This is a genomic window from Streptomyces sp. GC420, assembly GCF_009916105.1.
Classification (GTDB): Bacteria; Actinomycetota; Actinomycetes; order Streptomycetales; family Streptomycetaceae; genus Streptomyces.
The window spans coordinates 1-16,903 of the sequence record NZ_JAAAXQ010000161.1 but is presented as its reverse complement, the minus strand read 5'-3'; the positions used below and the strand labels follow the sequence as shown (position 1 = coordinate 16,903).

Annotated in this window: 20 protein-coding genes and 1 pseudogene; 12 read left to right on the top strand and 9 right to left on the bottom strand. The window is 71.2% G+C overall.

Annotation, left to right across the window (positions count from 1 at the left end; genetic code table 11):
• Positions 1-123 precede the first annotated feature (123 nt).
• Together GUY61_RS20350 and GUY61_RS20345 are read right to left on the bottom strand one after the other, a co-directional pair.
• Positions 124-375, bottom strand: coding sequence for a hypothetical protein (locus GUY61_RS20350; protein WP_166631639.1), 252 nt, complete (start codon positions 373-375; stop codon positions 124-126).
• Positions 359-616: a DUF6400 family protein gene (locus GUY61_RS20345; protein WP_166631638.1), complete on the bottom strand. Its 258-nt coding sequence runs from the start codon at positions 614-616 to the stop codon at positions 359-361. Before GUY61_RS20345 ends, GUY61_RS20350 begins: the two co-directional genes overlap by 17 nt.
• 602 nt (positions 617-1,218) lie before the next feature.
• On the opposite strand from GUY61_RS20345, the gene GUY61_RS20340 reads away from it, so the two are divergent.
• From GUY61_RS20340 to GUY61_RS20310, 7 genes and pseudogenes are all read left to right on the top strand, one after another.
• Positions 1,219-1,677: a hypothetical protein gene (locus GUY61_RS20340; protein WP_166631637.1), complete on the top strand. Its 459-nt coding sequence runs from the start codon at positions 1,219-1,221 to the stop codon at positions 1,675-1,677.
• 174 nt (positions 1,678-1,851) lie between these two features.
• Positions 1,852-2,361 carry a mycothiol transferase gene (locus tag GUY61_RS20335; RefSeq protein WP_166631636.1) on the top strand — a complete coding sequence of 170 codons (510 nt, stop codon included), beginning with the start codon at positions 1,852-1,854 and terminating at the stop codon, positions 2,359-2,361.
• Positions 2,362-2,398: 37 nt separating this feature from the next.
• Positions 2,399-2,798 (top strand): annotated as a pseudogene (locus GUY61_RS20330) (VOC family protein).
• A 1,631-nt stretch (positions 2,799-4,429) separates the two neighbouring features.
• A complete protein-coding gene (locus GUY61_RS20325; RefSeq protein WP_166631635.1) occupies positions 4,430-5,002 on the top strand; it encodes a TetR/AcrR family transcriptional regulator in 573 nt (190 codons plus the stop codon).
• 273 nt (positions 5,003-5,275) lie between these two features.
• Complete coding sequence (locus GUY61_RS20320) at positions 5,276-6,463, top strand: acyl-CoA dehydrogenase family protein (RefSeq protein ID WP_166631634.1); 1,188 nt, start codon at positions 5,276-5,278, stop codon at positions 6,461-6,463.
• The gene (locus tag GUY61_RS20315) at positions 6,463-7,221 is read left to right on the top strand and encodes an SDR family NAD(P)-dependent oxidoreductase (RefSeq protein ID WP_166631633.1); all 759 of its coding nucleotides are present in this window, start codon (positions 6,463-6,465) and stop codon (positions 7,219-7,221) included. Before GUY61_RS20320 ends, GUY61_RS20315 begins: the two co-directional genes overlap by 1 nt.
• A gap of 430 nt (positions 7,222-7,651) precedes the next feature.
• Positions 7,652-8,152, top strand: coding sequence for a roadblock/LC7 domain-containing protein (locus GUY61_RS20310; RefSeq protein WP_166631632.1), 501 nt, complete (start codon positions 7,652-7,654; stop codon positions 8,150-8,152).
• A 292-nt stretch (positions 8,153-8,444) separates the two neighbouring features.
• Here GUY61_RS20310 and GUY61_RS20305 read toward each other — a convergent pair whose 3' ends face one another.
• Entirely contained in the window at positions 8,445-8,627 is a 183-nt protein-coding gene (locus tag GUY61_RS20305; RefSeq protein ID WP_243766606.1) for a hypothetical protein, read from the bottom strand.
• Between the two features lie 290 nt (positions 8,628-8,917).
• Here GUY61_RS20305 and GUY61_RS20300 point away from each other — a divergent pair, with 290 nt between their 5' ends.
• Together GUY61_RS20300 and GUY61_RS20295 are read left to right on the top strand one after the other, a co-directional pair.
• The gene (locus GUY61_RS20300; RefSeq protein ID WP_208106229.1) at positions 8,918-9,427 is read left to right on the top strand and encodes a universal stress protein; all 510 of its coding nucleotides are present in this window, start codon (positions 8,918-8,920) and stop codon (positions 9,425-9,427) included.
• Positions 9,428-9,482: 55 nt separating this feature from the next.
• Positions 9,483-10,475, top strand: a complete 993-nt coding sequence (locus GUY61_RS20295; protein WP_166631631.1) for a TerC family protein — start codon at positions 9,483-9,485, stop codon at positions 10,473-10,475.
• A 103-nt stretch (positions 10,476-10,578) separates the two neighbouring features.
• On the opposite strand, the gene GUY61_RS20290 is transcribed toward GUY61_RS20295, so the two are convergent.
• Both GUY61_RS20290 and GUY61_RS39220 read right to left on the bottom strand, forming a co-directional pair.
• The gene (locus tag GUY61_RS20290; protein ID WP_166631630.1) at positions 10,579-11,307 is read right to left on the bottom strand and encodes a hypothetical protein; all 729 of its coding nucleotides are present in this window, start codon (positions 11,305-11,307) and stop codon (positions 10,579-10,581) included.
• 133 nt (positions 11,308-11,440) lie between these two features.
• Positions 11,441-11,833, bottom strand: coding sequence for a hypothetical protein (locus GUY61_RS39220; RefSeq protein ID WP_208106233.1), 393 nt, complete (start codon positions 11,831-11,833; stop codon positions 11,441-11,443).
• Between GUY61_RS39220 and GUY61_RS20280 the strand changes: the two genes are divergently transcribed.
• On the top strand, positions 11,822-12,493 hold the full coding sequence (locus GUY61_RS20280) for a response regulator transcription factor (protein WP_166631629.1): 672 nt from the start codon (positions 11,822-11,824) through the stop codon (positions 12,491-12,493). The two genes, GUY61_RS39220 and GUY61_RS20280, sit on opposite strands and share 12 nt — an antisense overlap.
• 86 nt (positions 12,494-12,579) lie before the next feature.
• On the opposite strand, the gene GUY61_RS20275 is transcribed toward GUY61_RS20280, so the two are convergent.
• Complete coding sequence (locus GUY61_RS20275) at positions 12,580-13,071, bottom strand: lamin tail domain-containing protein (RefSeq protein ID WP_166631628.1); 492 nt, start codon at positions 13,069-13,071, stop codon at positions 12,580-12,582.
• Positions 13,072-13,396: 325 nt separating this feature from the next.
• Here GUY61_RS20275 and pstS point away from each other — a divergent pair, with 325 nt between their 5' ends.
• Positions 13,397-14,533: a phosphate ABC transporter substrate-binding protein PstS gene (gene pstS, locus GUY61_RS20270; protein WP_313896756.1), complete on the top strand. Its 1,137-nt coding sequence runs from the start codon at positions 13,397-13,399 to the stop codon at positions 14,531-14,533.
• 61 nt (positions 14,534-14,594) lie between these two features.
• Here pstS and GUY61_RS20265 read toward each other — a convergent pair whose 3' ends face one another.
• Complete coding sequence (locus tag GUY61_RS20265) at positions 14,595-15,005, bottom strand: helix-turn-helix transcriptional regulator (RefSeq protein WP_166631626.1); 411 nt, start codon at positions 15,003-15,005, stop codon at positions 14,595-14,597.
• A gap of 106 nt (positions 15,006-15,111) precedes the next feature.
• Between GUY61_RS20265 and GUY61_RS20260 the strand changes: the two genes are divergently transcribed.
• A complete protein-coding gene (locus GUY61_RS20260; protein WP_243766605.1) occupies positions 15,112-15,867 on the top strand; it encodes a three-helix bundle dimerization domain-containing protein in 756 nt (251 codons plus the stop codon).
• A gap of 28 nt (positions 15,868-15,895) precedes the next feature.
• Here GUY61_RS20260 and GUY61_RS20255 read toward each other — a convergent pair whose 3' ends face one another.
• Complete coding sequence (locus GUY61_RS20255) at positions 15,896-16,345, bottom strand: OsmC family protein (protein WP_166631625.1); 450 nt, start codon at positions 16,343-16,345, stop codon at positions 15,896-15,898.
• Positions 16,342-16,605: a DUF2180 family protein gene (locus GUY61_RS20250; RefSeq protein WP_166631624.1), complete on the bottom strand. Its 264-nt coding sequence runs from the start codon at positions 16,603-16,605 to the stop codon at positions 16,342-16,344. The genes GUY61_RS20255 and GUY61_RS20250 overlap by 4 nt, the downstream gene beginning before the upstream one ends.
• Between the last annotated feature and the right edge of the window lie 298 nt (positions 16,606-16,903).

Sequence of the window (16,903 nt, the reverse complement as noted above, 5' to 3'; positions counted from 1 at the left end):
GCGGTCGTCCCGTCTTGGCCCGCGGTATGAGTGGAGCGAGCAACTCCCACTCCTGGTCGGTGAGTTCGTGACGGCGTATCACGCCACCATGATCCACCATCTAGCGATCTTTGAAGACGGACCCTAGGTGCCGGAGGCGGGGTCGGCGCCCGGGCGGCGGCCCGGCCGGCGCCTCGTGTCGAGGGACCACATGTGGGTGCAGTTGGGGCACTGCAGATGGACCACGGTGCCCTTGTTGGAGATCAGGTAGCGCCAGTGCTGGGCGCAGTTGCGCCGGTCGGCACAGGTGGTGCAGCCGCGCGCGTCGTCACAGCCGGGGCAGTCCACCCAGGCGCGGCGGGCGATGTCGGCCTGCGGGTCAATGGGAAGCCGCACGGCCCGGCTCCCCTCCGGGCAGGACGCCCGCGGCGACGAGCATGTCGTACGTTCGCTGCTGGTCGGCGTCCAGGCCCGAGTAGAGCAGCGCGTATGCCGCGTCCTCGCCCTCCAGGGCGGCCGCCGGGTCCCAGTCCGGGCCGAGGGCGGTCACCACCTCGGCGCGACGCCGGGCCTCCTCGAAGGTGAGGTCGATCGTGAAGGGTATGAGGCCGGAAGCGGGGGAGCGGTTCTCGTCCATGGGGCTTCTTCCGATGGTGCTTGCGGGGACTGACACGTGTACCAGAGGCCGCACCACCAGGAAAGGCAACCCTAAGTAGCCCATGCCGACGAGGGAAGCCTCTGAATGCCGCCGCAATCTGCATGCAATCGGTCTATATCCGAGCAAAGCGTTTCCGTGGTTCGTAACCCTTTGTTCGTTTTGCGGGTCGAGGGTGGGTGCCGTTGTGAGCTACCTCATGGCCGGCTCACCTCGGCCTCTGTGACGCGGTGCGCGTCTCACCGGCGCGAGGTGTGAGAGTGGGGATCTATTCAGCCTATTGCATGACTATGCGAAGAATGTCATAGTTTCTGTATGCGTGACCTCTATCCGAGGAGTAAGGCCGCATGACCCACGGAGCCCACCCGAACGCTCCCGTCCCCGCCCACCGCGTGAACATCACCCTCGCCCGTGACTGCGACGAGTGTCACGGCTGGGGAAGCGTCGTGAAGGACGGCCGCTGCGAACTCTGCACGGCCTGCCAGGGCCCTTCACGCGGTCGGGCATGATTGGATCTTCCGATGCCGGATCCCCGTACCACGGGGAACGGGTACCGAGATCACGAGGAACGGGGAACGGGGAACATGCGAAGGACGGTTGCCGGAGTCGCTGTGCTCGTCGCGGCGGTGCTGCTGACGGGCTGTGGAAGCGACGGCGACGACACGACCGGGAACGGGAAGGCGAGCGACGCCGGCGGCGGGGCCGGGGCGTCCTCCAGCTCGTCGCCCACCGCCGCCGAAGCGGATGACGCGACCCATGAGGTGACCCTGGAGGTGGACGGCAAGGGCAAGACGCAGATCATGTACAACGCAGCCGGCAGTGGCTTCGATGAGCAGACCCTGCCGTGGACGAAGACGGAGACCGTCGAACTCACCGCCGCCGAACGGAAGGTGGGATACCTGGTGTCCGTCGTCCCGGGATCGGTCCAGGCGGAGGACGGGACCCTGCAGCAGGCGCCGTGCGTCATCAAGGTCGACGGCAAGCGGGTGGCGGACAACGACGGCGGAAAGAACCCCAAGGGCTGCAGCTACAAGATCCGGTAGCGGCCACCTGATCCGGGCACCTCGTCCGCGCTGCCCCTCCCGGGGCGCGGCGCGGGCGGGGACTGGGTGAAGGGCCGGTGGAGCGGCCCGCAGTGTGCCGTCGGCCCGCCCATGGCACGGCATGCGCCGCGTGTCGTGTGCCGTGCGCGCGGCGCCGCGCGGTTGACTCGCCCCATGGACACCGCAGCTGTGCTGTCAGACGCCTTCGGGCGCATCCGCGAAGAGGTGCACGACGCGGTCGAGGGGCTGTCGGCGGACGAACTGAACGCCAGGGTCGATTCCGGGGCCAACTCCGTCTCGTGGCTGGTGTGGCACCTCACCAGGATCCAGGACGACCACGTCTCGGAGGCCGCCGGCCGGGAACAGGTGTGGCTCTCCGGAGGCTGGGCACGACGACTCGGTCTGCCCTTCCCCGACAGGGCGACCGGATACGGGCACTCCAGCAAGCAGGTTGGCGCGGTCCGCGTCGATTCCGCGGAACCGCTCCTCGGCTACTTCGACGCGGTGCACACACAGACGATGGCGTTCGTCAGGGGCCTCCGGGCCAAGGACCTCGACCGCGTGGTGGACGAATCGTGGTCTCCTCCGGTGACCCTGGGCGTCCGCCTGGTGAGCGTGATCGCGGACGGCCTCCAGCACGTCGGGCAGGCGGCCTTCGTAAGGGGCGTTCTGGAGCGCCGTTGAGCGTCGTCCGGTCCCAGCCTGCCTCGAGCGGAGGCGGCTGAACCTCCGGGGCGACGCGCGTCAGGCGCTGGGCTTCTACCAGTCCGTCTTCGGCGGACGCACCGTCGCCGTCACCATACAAGGACGCCGGCAACGTGCAGAACGAGAACGAGGCGGACCGGGTGATGTGGGGCGAGGTGGTCGGGGACAACGGCTTCCACGTCATGGCCTACGACGTGCCCTCCGCGCTGCCCTGGACCCGGGGCGAGAACCCGTTCCTCGTCACCGTGCGCGGCGACGACGCCGACGAGATCAGCACCCTGTGGCAGAAGCTGTCGGAGGGCTCGACCGTGGTGCGCCCCCTGGAGGCGGCACAGTGAGCGCGGCTGTACGGCATGCTCACCGACCGCTTCGGCGTCACCTGGGTCCTCGACGTCGCCGCTCCCTGCAACGGCTGACCCGGTCGGCTCGGCACACGACAAGGCTGCCGGGCCGACCGGGCCGCCGCGCTGACGGCAGGCCGGACGCGGTTCCCGTCAGTCCCCGTCCCCCGTCGTACCCGCGACCTCCGGGACGACCGACGGGACGGGGACCTGTGACCCGCTCGCCGTCGGGGTGGCAGTGCCCGAGGGGGAAGCGTCGGCACTGGGACGGGCTGTGGACGAGGAGGTCCTGGAGGGCGAGGCGGTCTGGCCGGGCCGCCGGCCTGGGGTCTCCCGCGACGGTTCACCGGTGGAGAGCGGGGGCCGGCTCGTTGCCGCCGTGGGGCTTGCGGGGGAGCGTGTCTCCCGTGGCGGCTCCGGCGCACGAGGAGTGCCGGTCACCGTGCCTCTCGACTGGCGGCTGCCCCTGGCGGACGGCCTGCTCCCGGCGAGGTCCGGGCCGGCGGACGAGGCTTCGGCAGGCTGGGTGCGAGGATCGGCGGGCGGGCCCGAGTCCGGCTTGGACGCCGCCTGCGACGGTCCGGGCGAGCCCTGCGCCATGAGGAACGAACCGCCCGCCAGGCTGCCGACGACCGCGAGTGCCGCCGCGGCGGCGGCCCGGCGCCGTCTCCCGCCGCTCCACCGCGGCGTGTGCCCGGGCCGGGAGGCGCCCGGTGTTCCGAGCTGCCCGGGGGCCGCCGGCGCCGATGGCTCCGGCTCGGGTGCGTGCGGGGCGTACGGGGACGGCTGGGACGGGTCGGACGGGTGTGACGGGTCGGCCGCGGGGGACAGGGCGGTGGTGGACACCGTGGAGTCATCGGGCGCGGACGCGGGCGAATGGTCGCCGTCGCCAATGCCGAAGACCTCCACGGCCGTTGCCAGCGCCCTGCGCTCCCGGTGATCGTCCTGCGCGGCCAGCGGGTCGTACGCACCGCACCCTGGACACGTCACGACCCCGTTGAGAGTCCTGCGGCACAAGGAGCAGTAGTTCATTTCTTGCCTTTCCGTCGTCGGCACGCGACCGCTCTTCGGCGGCCGGCCCATGGGGGGGCAGGGCCCATCGGGGCTCGCATACCGGGTTGTTCGGCGTGCCGGGGCTCTGACGAGCGAGGGACCGGACACCGAAGGTGGTGAGCGCCGACGCGGACCGCGTCACGCGCTCGGGCGCGGCTGCCGTCGGGGCGCGGCTGACGTCGGAACGTGGCCGCCCGCCCGGCTGCGGCTGTCGCGGCGGGAATCCGCCGGTGAACGGCGGGTGTCTCGAGTGATCGGTCACCGACCGTGTGCGGCGGCGCCTCTCACGGGTGCTGCCGCGGCCCGCCGCCCGGTGGATCTCGCCGTGCCGGACGGGAGCACCGAGGCCACGACGCGGCCCGGCCGGCACGCCGCTCCCGGGGAAGCGGTGCCTGTCGAACCTCTCGCGAGCCGTGGCATGTGATCCTCACTCCGTACTGGCGCTCGCCCGGGGCGATCGGGCGGTCTCCTCGTCGGCCGACAGCGGCCTCGGTCGAGAAGTTGTACGCAGCGCTACGTCATGCTGTTCAACGGCCGTTCTGTTTCGGCCATCACACACGGGCCGGACGAAGCGCTCCCGGCCCGGGCGGCACCGGACGCGGAAGCGGTGGACCGGACGCGTGAAGCCGCAGATCGCCCGATATCCTGTCGTCATGCCACGCGCCCGCCGCACCGCCCGCCAGGCCGACCTGCTCCGGCGGTTGGTGGCACTGGTCGCGGAGGAGGGCTTCGCCTCCTTCACGCTGGACGACCTCGCAGTGCGGCTGCGCTGCTCCAAGACGACCCTGTACCAACTCGCCGGCAGCAAGCAGGAATTGGTGCGGGAGGCGGTCAAGTGCTACTTCCGGGCGGCGGCCGACGCCGTGGAGAAGCAGGTCGCCGACACCTCCGCGCCCGCCGACCGTGTCGTGGTCTATCTGAAGGCCGTCTCCGAGCAGCTCAGGCCCCTGTCTCAGCGTTTCCTCGACGACATGGCGGACTTCGCCCCCGCGCGTGAGGTCTACGAGGCGAACACGCGCCATGCCGCCGACCGGGTCAGGCAGTTGATCACCGAAGGTGTGGCCGCCGGGGCGTTCCGCGATGTGCACGCCGCCTTCGTGGGCGAGATGGTCGCCGCCACGATGCAGGGCATCCAGCGAGGTGAGGTGACGGCGCGTACGGGGCTGAGCGACGCGGAGGCGTACGCCGAACTCGCCTCGCTCGTCGTGCACGCGGTCTCCTCCTGACTTGTCCTCCCCTCCTCCCTCTTCCCACCGCGGAGGGGGCGGACCGCGGGGCGGCGTCCCGCGCGGCACCGTCGGCGTTCGCGGCACGGAAAAGTGCCGTCGGCACGGCGCTGGATCAGGTCCTGCGAGCACACGTCCGCGGCGCGGAACGGGTCCCTCCGGACAGGCTCCGCCGAATGGGTCACATCGAGAACGCGTGACTGTGAACTGTGGCTCGTGCGTACCAAAAACGATACTCTCGTATCGTATCCAGTATCACCCGAGGATGTGCACATGCCCGCGACGCGTACGCTCCCCACCCTGGAGGCAGCCGATCTCATCGGCCTCACCAGGGAACTCGCCGAAAAGGAACTCGCCCCCCGTGTCGCCGAGGCGGAGGCGGGCGAGAAGTTCCCCCGAGACGTCTTCCGCTCCCTCGGCCGCGCCGGTCTGCTCGGCCTGCCCTACCCCGAGGAGTACGGCGGCAGCGGGCAGCCGTACGAGGTGTACCTGCAGATGCTGGAGGAGATGGGGGCGGTCTGGTCCAGCGTCGGAGTGGGAGTCTCGGTGCACGCCCTGTCCTGCTTCGCCCTCGCCGTCTTCGGCACCGGCGAACAGCGCCGCGAGTGGCTCCCCGACATGCTGGGCGGCGAGCTGCTGGGCGCCTACTGCCTGTCGGAGCCGCACGCCGGATCGGACCCGGCGGCGATGCGCACCCGCGCCGTCCGGGACGGTGACCACTATGTGGTCAACGGCGCCAAGGCATGGACCACGCACGGCGGGCACGCCGACTTCTACACCGTCATGGCCCGCACCTCCGAGGACCGCTCGCACGGCATCTCCTGCTTCCTGATCCCCGCCGACACCCCCGGCCTGTCCGCCGACCCACCCGAGCGCAAGATGGGCCTCACCGGTTCGGCCACCGCGACCATGCGGTTCGACGACGTACGGGTGCCCGTCGAGCGCCGCATCGGGGCGGAGGGACAGGGCCTGCAGATCGCCCTCGCCGGTCTCGACTCCGGCCGGCTCGGCATCGCGGCGGTCGCCACCGGGCTCGCCCAGGGGGCGCTGGACCACGCCCTGCGCTATGCCCGGGAGCGGGAGACGTTCGGCAAACCCATCATCGAGCACCAGGGGCTGGCGTTCGTGCTGGCCGACATGGCCGCCGCGGTAGACGCGGCCCGCGCCGTCACGCTCGCCGCGGCCCGGCTCAAGGACCTGGGGCTGCCGTTCGGCCGCGAGGCGGCAGTCGCGAAGATGACCGCCACCGACAACGCCATGAAGGTCACCACCGACGCGGTCCAGGTGCTGGGAGGCTACGGCTACACCCGTGACTTCCCCGTCGAGAGGTACATGCGCGAGGCCAAGGTCATGCAGATCTTCGAGGGCACCAACCAGATCCAGCGCATGGTGATCAGCCGTGCGCTCAAGAAGGACAACCGGGGCACCATCACCGTGCGGAGCAAGGAGCAGGAGCACTAATGCGTATCGACAACACCGCCGCCATCGTCACCGGCGGGGCGTCAGGACTGGGTGCGGCGACCGCCGCCGCCCTGGTGAAGCAGGGCGCGAAGGTCTTCGCGCTCGACCTCCCGGCGAGCATCGAAAAGGCCGCCGCGGTCGAGGGTGTCACCTACGTACCGGCCGATGTCACCGACGCCGACGAGGTCCGCTCGGCCGTCGCGACGGCATCGTCGTCCGGCGCCCCGCTGCGCACGGTCGTCAACTGCGCCGGAATCGGTCCCTCGATGCGGATCCTCGGGAAGAAGGGCCTCCACGACCTCGGCCTCTACGCGAAGGTCGTCCAGATCAACCTGATCGGCTCCTTCAACGTCCTCGCCCTCGCCGCGGAGGCCATCGCGCAGACCGAGGCCGACGAGAACGGCCAGCGTGGGGTCGTCGTCAACACCGCATCCATCGCTGCCTACGAGGGGCAGATCGGCCAGGCGGCGTACGCCTCGTCCAAGGGCGGTATCGTCGGGCTGACCCTGCCGGCCGCGCGTGACCTCGCCCAGTACGGGATCCGGGTGTGCACCATCGCACCGGGCATCGTCGAGACGCCCATGCTCGCCACCGTGTCCGAGGAGTTCCGGGCCGGGCTCGCCGCCGGAGTCCCGTTCCCGCACCGTCTGGCCACCCCCGACGAGTACGCGCAGCTCGCCCTGGCGATCATCGACCACGACTACCTCAACGGCGAGACCATCCGGATGGACGGCGCCCTGCGCATGGCACCGCGCTGACCCCGGCCTTCGCCCGTCACCCCGTCACCCCGTCACGAGCCGTGCCGCCGATCCCGGCGGCACGGCTCGTGCGGTTCCGGCGGCCCGCCGACTCCCGAACGGCTCGGTGCGCGCACCGTTGGTGACCGTCGGCCCGGGCGGTCTGTCGTGTGCCAGAGGAAAATGCGGGAACCCTCAACCCGGGGATGCCACTTTGCGTAGTCTCTTAGTCACGCTGACGGGCGACGGTCGTGCGGGCGGTGAGTGGGCGCGCCGCCCCTGACGTGCGCGACGACCTCTGCCCCGCCCCCTGCCACGAACCGTGGGGGCGGCGGGGCATCCGCTCGCCGGCGCCACCGAAACCGGCTGCCGCGCGGGGCGGACCGCGGGGCAGCCGCGGGGGAAGGAACTGCGAGGCGTGCGCGTCGAGCGCGCCGAGAGGAGACCACTCGTGGATGCCGTAACGGAGATGCTGGACGAGCTCCGTCAACTGCGGGTCCGTGTACCGCACTTGACCGGAACGCTGGTGGCCAGCACCGACGGGTTCGTGCTCGCCCAGGACACGTTCGGTGTGGAACCCGAAGGCCTCGCGGCGCTGACCGCGGCCGCGCTCGGTGTGGCACACCGGGTGGCCGACGCCACCTCCTGCGGCGAGTTCCGCGAGCTCCTTCTGCACGGGGCCCAGGGCTACGTCGCCACTTACGCGGCCGGCCGGTCGGCGGTGCTGACCCTGCTCGCCGACGATCGGGTCAACGCCGGCCGGCTGCACCTGGAAGGCCGCCGCAGTGGGGCCCGCATAGCGGAACTGATCGGCCAGCACGGCCGGTTGGACGCCGCGGCGGTTCGACGGTCCCCACCGTCCCGGGCCCCGGGGCCGACGACCGCCGACACCGACGCCGGGACCGCCGCCGCGAGGGAACCACTGCCCGTCCGCAGGCCGACACCGCGATGACCGGGCCGGAGCCGGGGAGCGATGCGCGGCCCGGCCGCGTCCTGACCGCGATGGCCGAAGCCCGCGCCGTGGCGGAGCCGTCACCGGCCTGGTGGTGACCTTCCGGCCGGTCGAAGAGTGGGCCGGGGCAGCGGCGGCATGATGCCGATCCTCTCCTCGCGGCAGTGGTGTGCTCACAGAGGAGAAGGCCGAGGCTGTCCGTGCGGCGCTCGGTGCGCGAGCCGTACGCGGCCGGACGCCTAGCGCCCACTGCAGGGAGTACCCGGCCTCGCACCTGCCCACGGCGGCCCCCTCAGCCCTTGATCACGGTGGCGACGAGGGACTGGAGCTGGGCCGTGGTGCGATCGAGGGGCTCGGTGCTGCGCCTGGCGCGGCACAGGGCCACTGTGCCTTCGACGGCCGCGACGACGAGCGCGGCGACCTGTGCCGCCTGCGCGGCGTCGACGCCGTGCGCCCGCAGCGAGTCGGCAGGCAATCACTTCCGGCCCGGCGAGCTGCCGCTGCTCGACATGCTTCGTACGCGACCTGGGGCGCGGCTCCCGCCTGCCGATCGCGCGCGGATGACCACCCCGAGAGCGGGTGGCTCACGGCATTGGCCGTCACGGTCATCACCGGGCCGAGCGGCCGGATCACGTCTCCGCCGAGCGGGGGCACTTCAGGCGAACGCTTATTAGCGAAAATATTTTCGTGTAACTCTTGACGGGTGTCCCGCGACGGGGTGACGATTAGGACATTCCCTCCGTTAGAGGAAGGCGGGTAGCGCCGATGACCCGACCGCTCTCCCACCCCGCACGCGTCCGTGAACCGCTCCACGCACGGGCAGGCCTCGCGCAGCCGGTGGCGGCCGTGCTCACCGACCGCGTCGACGACGTCGCGGTCGCCGAGACCGCGGCGCGACTCGCGCGGGCCCGCCGGGCTCCGCTGCTGCTGATCGCGGTGCTGCCCCCGGACGCGAAGCACACCGGCCCGGGCCCGGCCTCGGGCCCGGCACGGGCCGTGCCGGGCCGGGTCATGCCGAAGCTCGGCCCCCTCGCCCTGGACTGCATCCACGAGGTCTTCCACCTGCCCCCGGGCCGGCCTTCTCGGCTGGCGGCGGCGAAGGAACTGCTGACGCTGGCCGCCCGTCGCCGAGCCCCGGACGTAGTGGCTGCCCGCCGCGGCCCGGAGGGGCTCGACGTCTTCAGTCTGATCGAGGCCGCTGGCCTGCGCGGCGGCCCCTGTGTCCACGCGGTCGCTCCCGGTGCCTGGGTTCCCCTGCGCCTGCCCTCGTTGTGACCGTGTCCTCCCCCGCTTGTGACCTGTCCCGCCTCCGGAGAGGAAACGTTCCGCGATGAATGACCTGTCGTTCGCCGTCCCCTTGTGGATGTGGGCCGCGGTCACCGTCGGCATCGGCGTCATGCTCGCCGTCGACCTGCTCGCGCACCGCGACAACCACGTGATCGGCTTCCGCGAGGCCGCCGTCTGGAGCGGCATCTGGATCGCCATCGGCCTCGGCTTCGGCCTCGTCCTTCTGGCGTGGCAGGGCGGGGAGGCGTCCTCCACCTACTACGCCGGATACCTGATCGAGAAGGCCTTGTCGATCGACAACGTCTTCGTCTTCGCCCTGGTCTTCTCCTTCTTCGCCGTCCCCGACGCCTACCAGCACAAGGTCCTCTTCTGGGGTGTCATCGGGGCGCTCGCCGCACGGCTGGTGTTCATCTTCACCGGGGCCGAACTGCTCCGGGTGTTCTTCTGGACCGCCTACCTCTTCGGCGCGTTCCTGATCTGGACCGGCTGGAGGATGGCCTTCTCCAAGGACGAGGAGGTCCACCCCGACCGCAACCCCGTCGTCCGCCTGGTCAAGAAGATCATCCCCACCGATCCGAAGTTCCACGGCGACAAGTTCTTCCTCCGCGTCAACGGGAAGCGCGTGGCCACGCTGCTGTTCGTGGTCCTGGTCGCCGTCGAGGCCACCGACCTGATCTTCGCCGTCGATTCCGTCGCGGCCGTACTCGCGATCACCACCAACACCTTCCTGGTGTGGACCGCCAACGCCTTCGCCGTCCTGGGCCTGCGCAGCCTGTACTTCTGCCTCGCCGGACTGCTGCGCCGCTTCACCTACCTCCACTACGGTCTCGCGGTCCTGCTCGCCTTCGCCGGGATCAAGCTGATCCTGTCCGAGACCCCCGTCGGCAAGCTGCCCATCCCCCTGACCCTCGGCGTGATCGCCGGCACCATCACCGTCTCCATCGCCTGGTCGCTGGTCGCGACCCGCGGCCAAGCCACCGACACCGACGACCGGCCCACCGACACCGAGCCGGCCGGCAACGCCCGGCGCCGGTGACCGCGGCGGTCCGCCGTGCGGGCAAGGGGCCGGTCTCCGGAGCGGTCCGAATGGAACCGGGCTTCTGCCGCACGACGTACGGACGGCGCCGTCCGCGGTGATGTCAGAGCGCGCCCTTCTGCAGCTCCTCCAGCCTGGAGACAGGTACCGTCTCTCCCTCCGGCGGCGTCTTCTTCGGCACCGTCAGCTCGAAGTCGCTGAGCAGGCGGGTCTCGGCCTTCTCCCCGCCCTTCTCGACCTTCAGCGGGTACGGCTTGCCTTCCGCCGCCACGTAGACGGTCGAGGCGTCCCCCTCCTCCGGTTCGACACTCACCACCAGTACCGGCTGCCCGTCGACGACCGCGGTGCCCTTCTTGGTGGAGGTGAGGTTTCGGCCGGCGGGCTCCGCGAAGACCGAACCGGTCAGCTGCCGCTTGTCGCAGAGGACGAGAACACTCTTGAAGAACGCGTGCGAGGCCGGACCGTGGACGTACTTGCCCCGGAGCGCCGCGGCCGCGGCGGTGTTCGACGCAGCACTGCCCGAGACCTCACCGCCCGAGGAGTCCGGCTGCTTCTCCCAGAAGGCATCGTCCGGCCGCACCCACACCTGGTCGATGAGCTTGACCACCTCGAACGACCCGTCGGAATTCGTGATCTTCCCGCTGCAGTTGCCGGACATGTCCATCATCAGGTCCGCGCTGGTCTTCTCCGCCTCCGACTCCAGCCGCAGCCGGAAGGATCGCGCGAGCCAGGCCTTCTGCTGGGTGCGCTCGACGATCTCACCCGCCGCCAGGTCTTCCGAGACCTCGGCACCGCCGCATGCCGCGACGGTGAGGCAGAGAGCGGCATACATGACAACAACCCGGACAGAACGAGGCCTGAACATCAGGTGATTCCCTTGGTCGAACGCACGATCACGTACACGGACATCCATGTGAGCCCGGAGCACCGGCGGCTGATTCGACGCCGTGCACCGGAACAGTTTCCTACTGCCGCGGACCACTCGGCGACACGTAGCCGGAGTACTCCGGCGCCGGAGAGGTGTTCCGGCCGTCCGCCAGCGCCGCGCCGTCCGCCAGCGCCGCGCCGTCCGGCCCCGCGAGCAACTGTGCCTGAGGAGAGACACTCAAGGGCCGGTGCCGCCGGGCGAGCCACAGCACGATCGCGGTGTAGACCGCCACCACCATGTCCACGGCGGCCGGTTGCCAGGGTGCGTCGGCAGCCGTCCCCTCCGACGAGAGCCCGCCGACGACGGCCGCGGACAGGCCGAAGGCGAGCAGGTTGTTCAGAGCGTGCACGGCCACGATCCAGCCGCAGGCCGGCAGCAGGGTGCCGAGCTGGGGCCGCCACCAGCGGTGGCGTCCGGTGTGCCGAGACATCCGGTGGTAGGGCAGGGCGGCGAGAAGGTGCGCTCGGGGTTCGCCGCCGTCACCGACGCCGAACCCGACCTGTCCGTGGTGGGCGAGGCGGGCGACGGGGCGGCCGCGGTCGAACTGGCCGGGCGGACGGCCCCGGGCGTGGTGCTGATGGACATCCGGATGCCGGGCATGGACGGACTGACCGCGACCCGGCTGATCACGGCGCTGCAGGGCCGGCCGAAGGTGCTGGTGCTCACCACGTTCGACCTCGGCGTGTACGTGTACGAGGCGCTGCGAGCCGGATTTTCGGGCTTCATGCTCAAGGACGCCCAGCCCGAGGACCTGCTCACGGCCATCCGCGTGGTGGCCGACGGGGACGGCATACCGGCCCCGGCCGTCACCCGCCGGCTGATCGGCGCCTTCGCCCAGGGAGCGCCCGTTCCGCCCGGAAGGACCGGCACGCTGGGTGAACTGGCCCCCAGGGAGCGGGAAGTGCTCCTGCTGATCGCCTCGGGCCTGGCCAACGCCGAGATCGGCGTGCGGCTCGGGGTGACCACAGGCACGGTCATGTCGCACGTCAACGCCCTGCTGACCAAGCTGGTGCTGCGCGACCGGGTGCAGGCGACGATCCTGGCGTACGAGACGGGGCTCGTCCGGCCGCGCGGCACGGTCTGCGAATAGCCCGCCGGTGACACGGTCCACCGGCGGGACGGTTCGCCGGACCTGGCCCCGTGCCCGGTGGACGAGGGGCCCGCGGGCGGCCGGCCTCAGTGGAAGCGGATGTAACCGTCGCCGTCGGGGTCGTTCGCGGACCTGGTGTAGGCGTGGACGTCGGCGCGGCTGCCGGACGGCTTGTACAGGTAGATCGTGTCCCTGTCGTTGTTCCACATGAAGTTGCAGTTGTCGCGGTAGACGACGTTGTCGCCGTCCGAGTCGGTGCCGTTGCCGCCGCGGAGCTTGATGTAGTCGCCGGGCTGGAGGTAGTGGCTGACGGTGAACCGGAAGCTGTTGCCCGCCGCGTCCTTGACGAGGTAGCCCTTGAGGTTGATGGTCGCCGAGGACGAGTAGTTCTTGATCGTCAGGTACTCGTCGCGCGTGTTGCCGGTGGAGCAGCTGTTGGAGTCCCGGCCCGGCGCGTCGTACTGGGCTCCCCGGATCTTCAGCGCCGAGGAGTACTCGGCGGCCTGGGCCGGGGTGGCGGCCAGGACGGCCAGCGTGCCCGCCGCGACGGCGGTGGCGGTGACAACGTGCTTACGCAAGTGAGGTCCCCCCTCAATAGTGTGATGAGCGGCAGAAGCTTACAGACATCACGAGCATCCGGTTGCGCACTTCAGTACCTATCCCGGACACATGTCGCACAGGTCGCGAAAACGGGAGATGTGCCCTGCCCGCGCACTTCGCCACCGCGATCTCACCTGGGAATCGGGAACATGACAGGTGATGTTCGCCCGGACGTCGCCAATCCCGAAGAGGCATCGGTAAGCATCTATGTTCTCGGCCGGGGTGTGCCGGGTCGCCGCTCCGTGCGGGATCCCGCATGTGCCGCCCGGCCCCCACAGACGTGAACCTCCGAAGGAGAACGTGGTGCAGCGCACAAGCCCGGCATGTGCGGGCAGGAGAACGGGCGCCTTCGCCGCCGCGATCGCGGCGGCGGCCGTGCTGCTGCTGCCGGCCTGCGATTCCGCGGGCCCGGAACGGGACGGCGGGCAGCCGTCCGTCCCGCCGGCCGCCGCGGACATCGGCTGTGCCGGGAACGGCAAACTGCTCGCCTCCGGCTCCACCGCCCAGCAGAACGCCCTCGAATACTGGGTCGAGGAGTACGAACGAGCCTGTCCCGGCGTACAGATCAGCTACCGCCCCCTGGGCTCCGGCGCCGGGGTGGCGCAGTTCCTGCGCGGGGCGACGGTCTTCGGCGGCACCGACAGCGCGCTGAAGCCCGGCGAGGTGGAGTTGTCCAAGGAGGTATGCCCCGGAGGCAGGGCCATCGACCTGCCGATGGTCGGCGGCCCGATCGCCATCGGCTACCAGCTCGAAGGCGTGGACGACCTGGTCCTCGACGCACCCGCCATCGCCGGGATCTTCGACGCGCGGATCACCACCTGGGACCACCCGGACATCCGGCGGCTCAACCCAGGTACCGAACTGCCCTCCGTCCCCGTCCTCCCGGTGCACCGCTCGGACGAGTCGGGCACCACCCAGAACCTCAACGCGTACCTGTCGGGCGCGGTCCCGCGCCAGTGGCCGTACCCGAAGGAGAAGGCCTGGCAGGGCAGGGGCGGTCAGTCCGCCGACGGCTCCGACGGCGTGGCGGCCGCGGTGCTGGCGTCCAACGGCGCGATCGGGTACTTCGAGCTGTCCTTCGCCGAGGCCGGGCACATCGACACGGTCCGGATCGACACCGGCGCCTCCGAACCCGTCGGCCCCTCCGCCGAGAACGCGACAGCCGGCCTGGCCGCCGCCGAAGTGACGGGCACCGGCAACGACATGACCATGAGGTTCGACTACGGGACCTCCGAGGCGGGTGCCTATCCCATCGTCCTGGTTACCTACGAGGTCGTGTGCGACACGGGCAACCAGAAGCAGACCCTGCCCGCCCTGAAGTCCCTTCTCGCCTACATGGCCGGGGAGGAAGGACAACGTGCTCTGCCGGAGCTTCACTACGCCCCGCTGCCCGGGAACGTCGTCGAGCAGGTGCGCGAGGTCATCGCGACCTTGTCCTGACGTGCGGCACGGCGGCCCCCGGCGGCTCGCGGCTGGAGCCGCCGGGCGGCGCCGCCCTTACTCAGGCGGCCGCGGGAGACTCCTCACGGTCAGGGCTCAGGACCGGGGAGGGTTCCAGGATCTCGCGCAGGCTGCGCAGCCCTTCGTGGTTGACCGAGAACCAGGACCAGGTGCCGCGGCGCTCGCGGTTCAGCAGCCCGGCCTCGGTCATGATCTTCAGGTGGTGGCTGACCGTCGGCTGCCGGAGCCCCAGGCAGTCGGTGAGATCGCACACGCACGCCTCACCGGCCGGCGTGCGTTCGATCAGGCGCAGGATCTGCAACCGGGTCGGGTCGGCGATGGCCTTGAGGACGACCGCGAGGCGTTCCGCCTCGGCGCGGTCGATCAGCAGGCAGGACAGGTGAGGGGTGCAGGTCCCCGGATCCGCCTCGTTCACCACCGTCTCCGAGATTCCGTGTGCAGTGACAGCCATCTATTCACCATAAGGGTGTTCGAGCAGGCCGACCGGGGGCGGCGGTGTTCGTGCGGAACTTGTTCACCGAGCGTTCACTTTTGCGGCATGCCTGTCCCTTGCATAGATGTTCACCTATGATTCCTGGGGCGGGGAGGCCAAGGACGTTCCCGCCGGGACCGAAACGAGGCACGCCATGGACGACTCAGTACTCCCGGGCCGTGCGACCCCGCCCCTGAGGGACACCGGCGCCGTACTCGAACGCATCACGGTCAGGCTGGCGGGCCGCCACAGCAGGTCCTTCTCCCGTGACACGGTCCGGGCCTACGTCGAGGAGTGTGCGGCAGGGCTCGCGGGCCGGGCGCGTGTGGGGAAGCATCTGCCGGTGCTGATCGAACGCTTCGCCGACCAGCGTCTGGGCGCGCTGGCCCGAGGGCTGGGACTCTCGCCCAAGCCCGTGCCGGAGGTGCTGTTCGTGTGCACGGAGAACGCCGGCCGGTCGCAACTGGCCGCAGCCCTGCTGCGGGCCCGCGCGCACGGCACCATCAGGGTGATGACGGCCGGGTCCGCGCCAGCGGCGGGACTCTCCCCGGTGGTGGAGCGCCTGCTGGCCGAGCGGGGGCTGGACCCTGCGGGGGAGTTCCCCAAGCCGCTGACCGCGGAGGTGGTCACCGCGGCCGACGTCGTCGTGACGCTCGGCTGCGGAGACGCGTGCCCCGTCCGGCCTGGCCGGCGCTACCTGGACTGGGACCTGCCGGACCTGACCGGCCTCGACATCGAGAGCGCCCGGTCGGTCCGGGACGCCCTCGACGGCCGCGTCGGCCGGCTCGCCGGGGAACTCCTCGGAGCGACGGCCTCCACCCCCGCGCCTCCGGCCGGATGACAATCCCGCCGCGCCGGGCGGCCGGTGGTCACCGGCCCTCCGCCCCGGAGGGGGCGACGGCCACGATGCGACCGCCGACGTCGCACGCCGAGGCGAGGGTGTTGTAGACGGTGCCGAAGCCGCGCAGGTTGCGGTGCAGCAGGTCGATCCGGCGCTGCGGCTCGTCGGTGACCAGGCGCAGTTCGTAGGTGAGCGCGGTGAACCTCGGCGGGGTGTCCTGGCGGCGGGCGGTCACCTCGACCTCGGCGGAGGAATACCGGAACGGCAGCAGTCGGGCCGAGCGGTTGAGGTTCTTCAGCAGGCAGGCGGCCAGGGCCGACGCCAGCAGATCGGCGGGGCCGGGCAGCCCGGAGGGCGGCCGGTCCCACGAGGCGTCCACGGGTATCGACCGGTCGGCCGCCTCGACGAGGGTGCCGTCGGTGGGCGTGGTGCGGGCCCGTACCCGGTAGGAGGTGGGGGCCCGTCCGGTGGGGCTCATCGTCCGCCCCCGATCAGGTCGAAGCCGGTCCGGTGCGGCACGGGAGCGCCGACGCCTCCGCTGTGCTCGGCGTCGTAGCAGGTGGTGCAGGTGATACGGCGCGCGGGCCGCGGACGGGTGGAACTCCCCATGCCCGTGGTGCGGTGGACGGTGACACCGGTGGCCCGGGCGTGCGCGGTGCAGACCGCCGCGCCGCAGTGCCGGCACACGGCCGTCGCCGGGGTAGTCCGCCCCAGTTGGGCACAGTCGTAGCAGTTCACGGAAAGCCCTCCTTCCCTGAGGCCGTGGCCGTCGGCCCAAGGCGCCGCGCAACGGACGTGGCGGCGCCGTGCGGGGCCGTGCGTTCGGGCGCCGCCGGGGTCCGGGAAGAGCGCCCCGCGGTGCCGTGCGCGGCACGGCCGGGAGATCTTCCGCCCTTCCGGCGACGGCCGAACCCGCCGATTCGATCCTCCCTCGCGCGATCCGTGCCGTGATGGGGCTCAGGGGTCCAGTCGGGCCGGGCCACCCGGCCCGGCTTCGGCGGCCGTTCGGCCCCCGCCCGGGGCGGCGGTGCCGGCC

Coding starts and splice junctions, on each gene's coding strand:
- GUY61_RS20345 (WP_166631638.1), bottom strand. CDS start 616: ATGGACGAGAACCGCTCCCCCGCTTCCGGCCTCATACCCTTCACGATC.
- GUY61_RS20340 (WP_166631637.1), top strand. CDS start 1,219: ATGCGAAGGACGGTTGCCGGAGTCGCTGTGCTCGTCGCGGCGGTGCTG.
- GUY61_RS20335 (WP_166631636.1), top strand. CDS start 1,852: ATGGACACCGCAGCTGTGCTGTCAGACGCCTTCGGGCGCATCCGCGAA.
- GUY61_RS20325 (WP_166631635.1), top strand. CDS start 4,430: ATGCCACGCGCCCGCCGCACCGCCCGCCAGGCCGACCTGCTCCGGCGG.
- GUY61_RS20320 (WP_166631634.1), top strand. CDS start 5,276: ATGCCCGCGACGCGTACGCTCCCCACCCTGGAGGCAGCCGATCTCATC.
- GUY61_RS20315 (WP_166631633.1), top strand. CDS start 6,463: ATGCGTATCGACAACACCGCCGCCATCGTCACCGGCGGGGCGTCAGGA.
- GUY61_RS20300 (WP_208106229.1), top strand. CDS start 8,918: ATGACCCGACCGCTCTCCCACCCCGCACGCGTCCGTGAACCGCTCCAC.
- GUY61_RS20295 (WP_166631631.1), top strand. CDS start 9,483: ATGAATGACCTGTCGTTCGCCGTCCCCTTGTGGATGTGGGCCGCGGTC.
- GUY61_RS20290 (WP_166631630.1), bottom strand. CDS start 11,307: ATGTATGCCGCTCTCTGCCTCACCGTCGCGGCATGCGGCGGTGCCGAG.
- GUY61_RS39220 (WP_208106233.1), bottom strand. CDS start 11,833: ATGTCTCGGCACACCGGACGCCACCGCTGGTGGCGGCCCCAGCTCGGC.
- GUY61_RS20265 (WP_166631626.1), bottom strand. CDS start 15,005: ATGGCTGTCACTGCACACGGAATCTCGGAGACGGTGGTGAACGAGGCG.
- GUY61_RS20260 (WP_243766605.1), top strand. CDS start 15,112: ATGTTCACCTATGATTCCTGGGGCGGGGAGGCCAAGGACGTTCCCGCC.
- GUY61_RS20255 (WP_166631625.1), bottom strand. CDS start 16,345: ATGAGCCCCACCGGACGGGCCCCCACCTCCTACCGGGTACGGGCCCGC.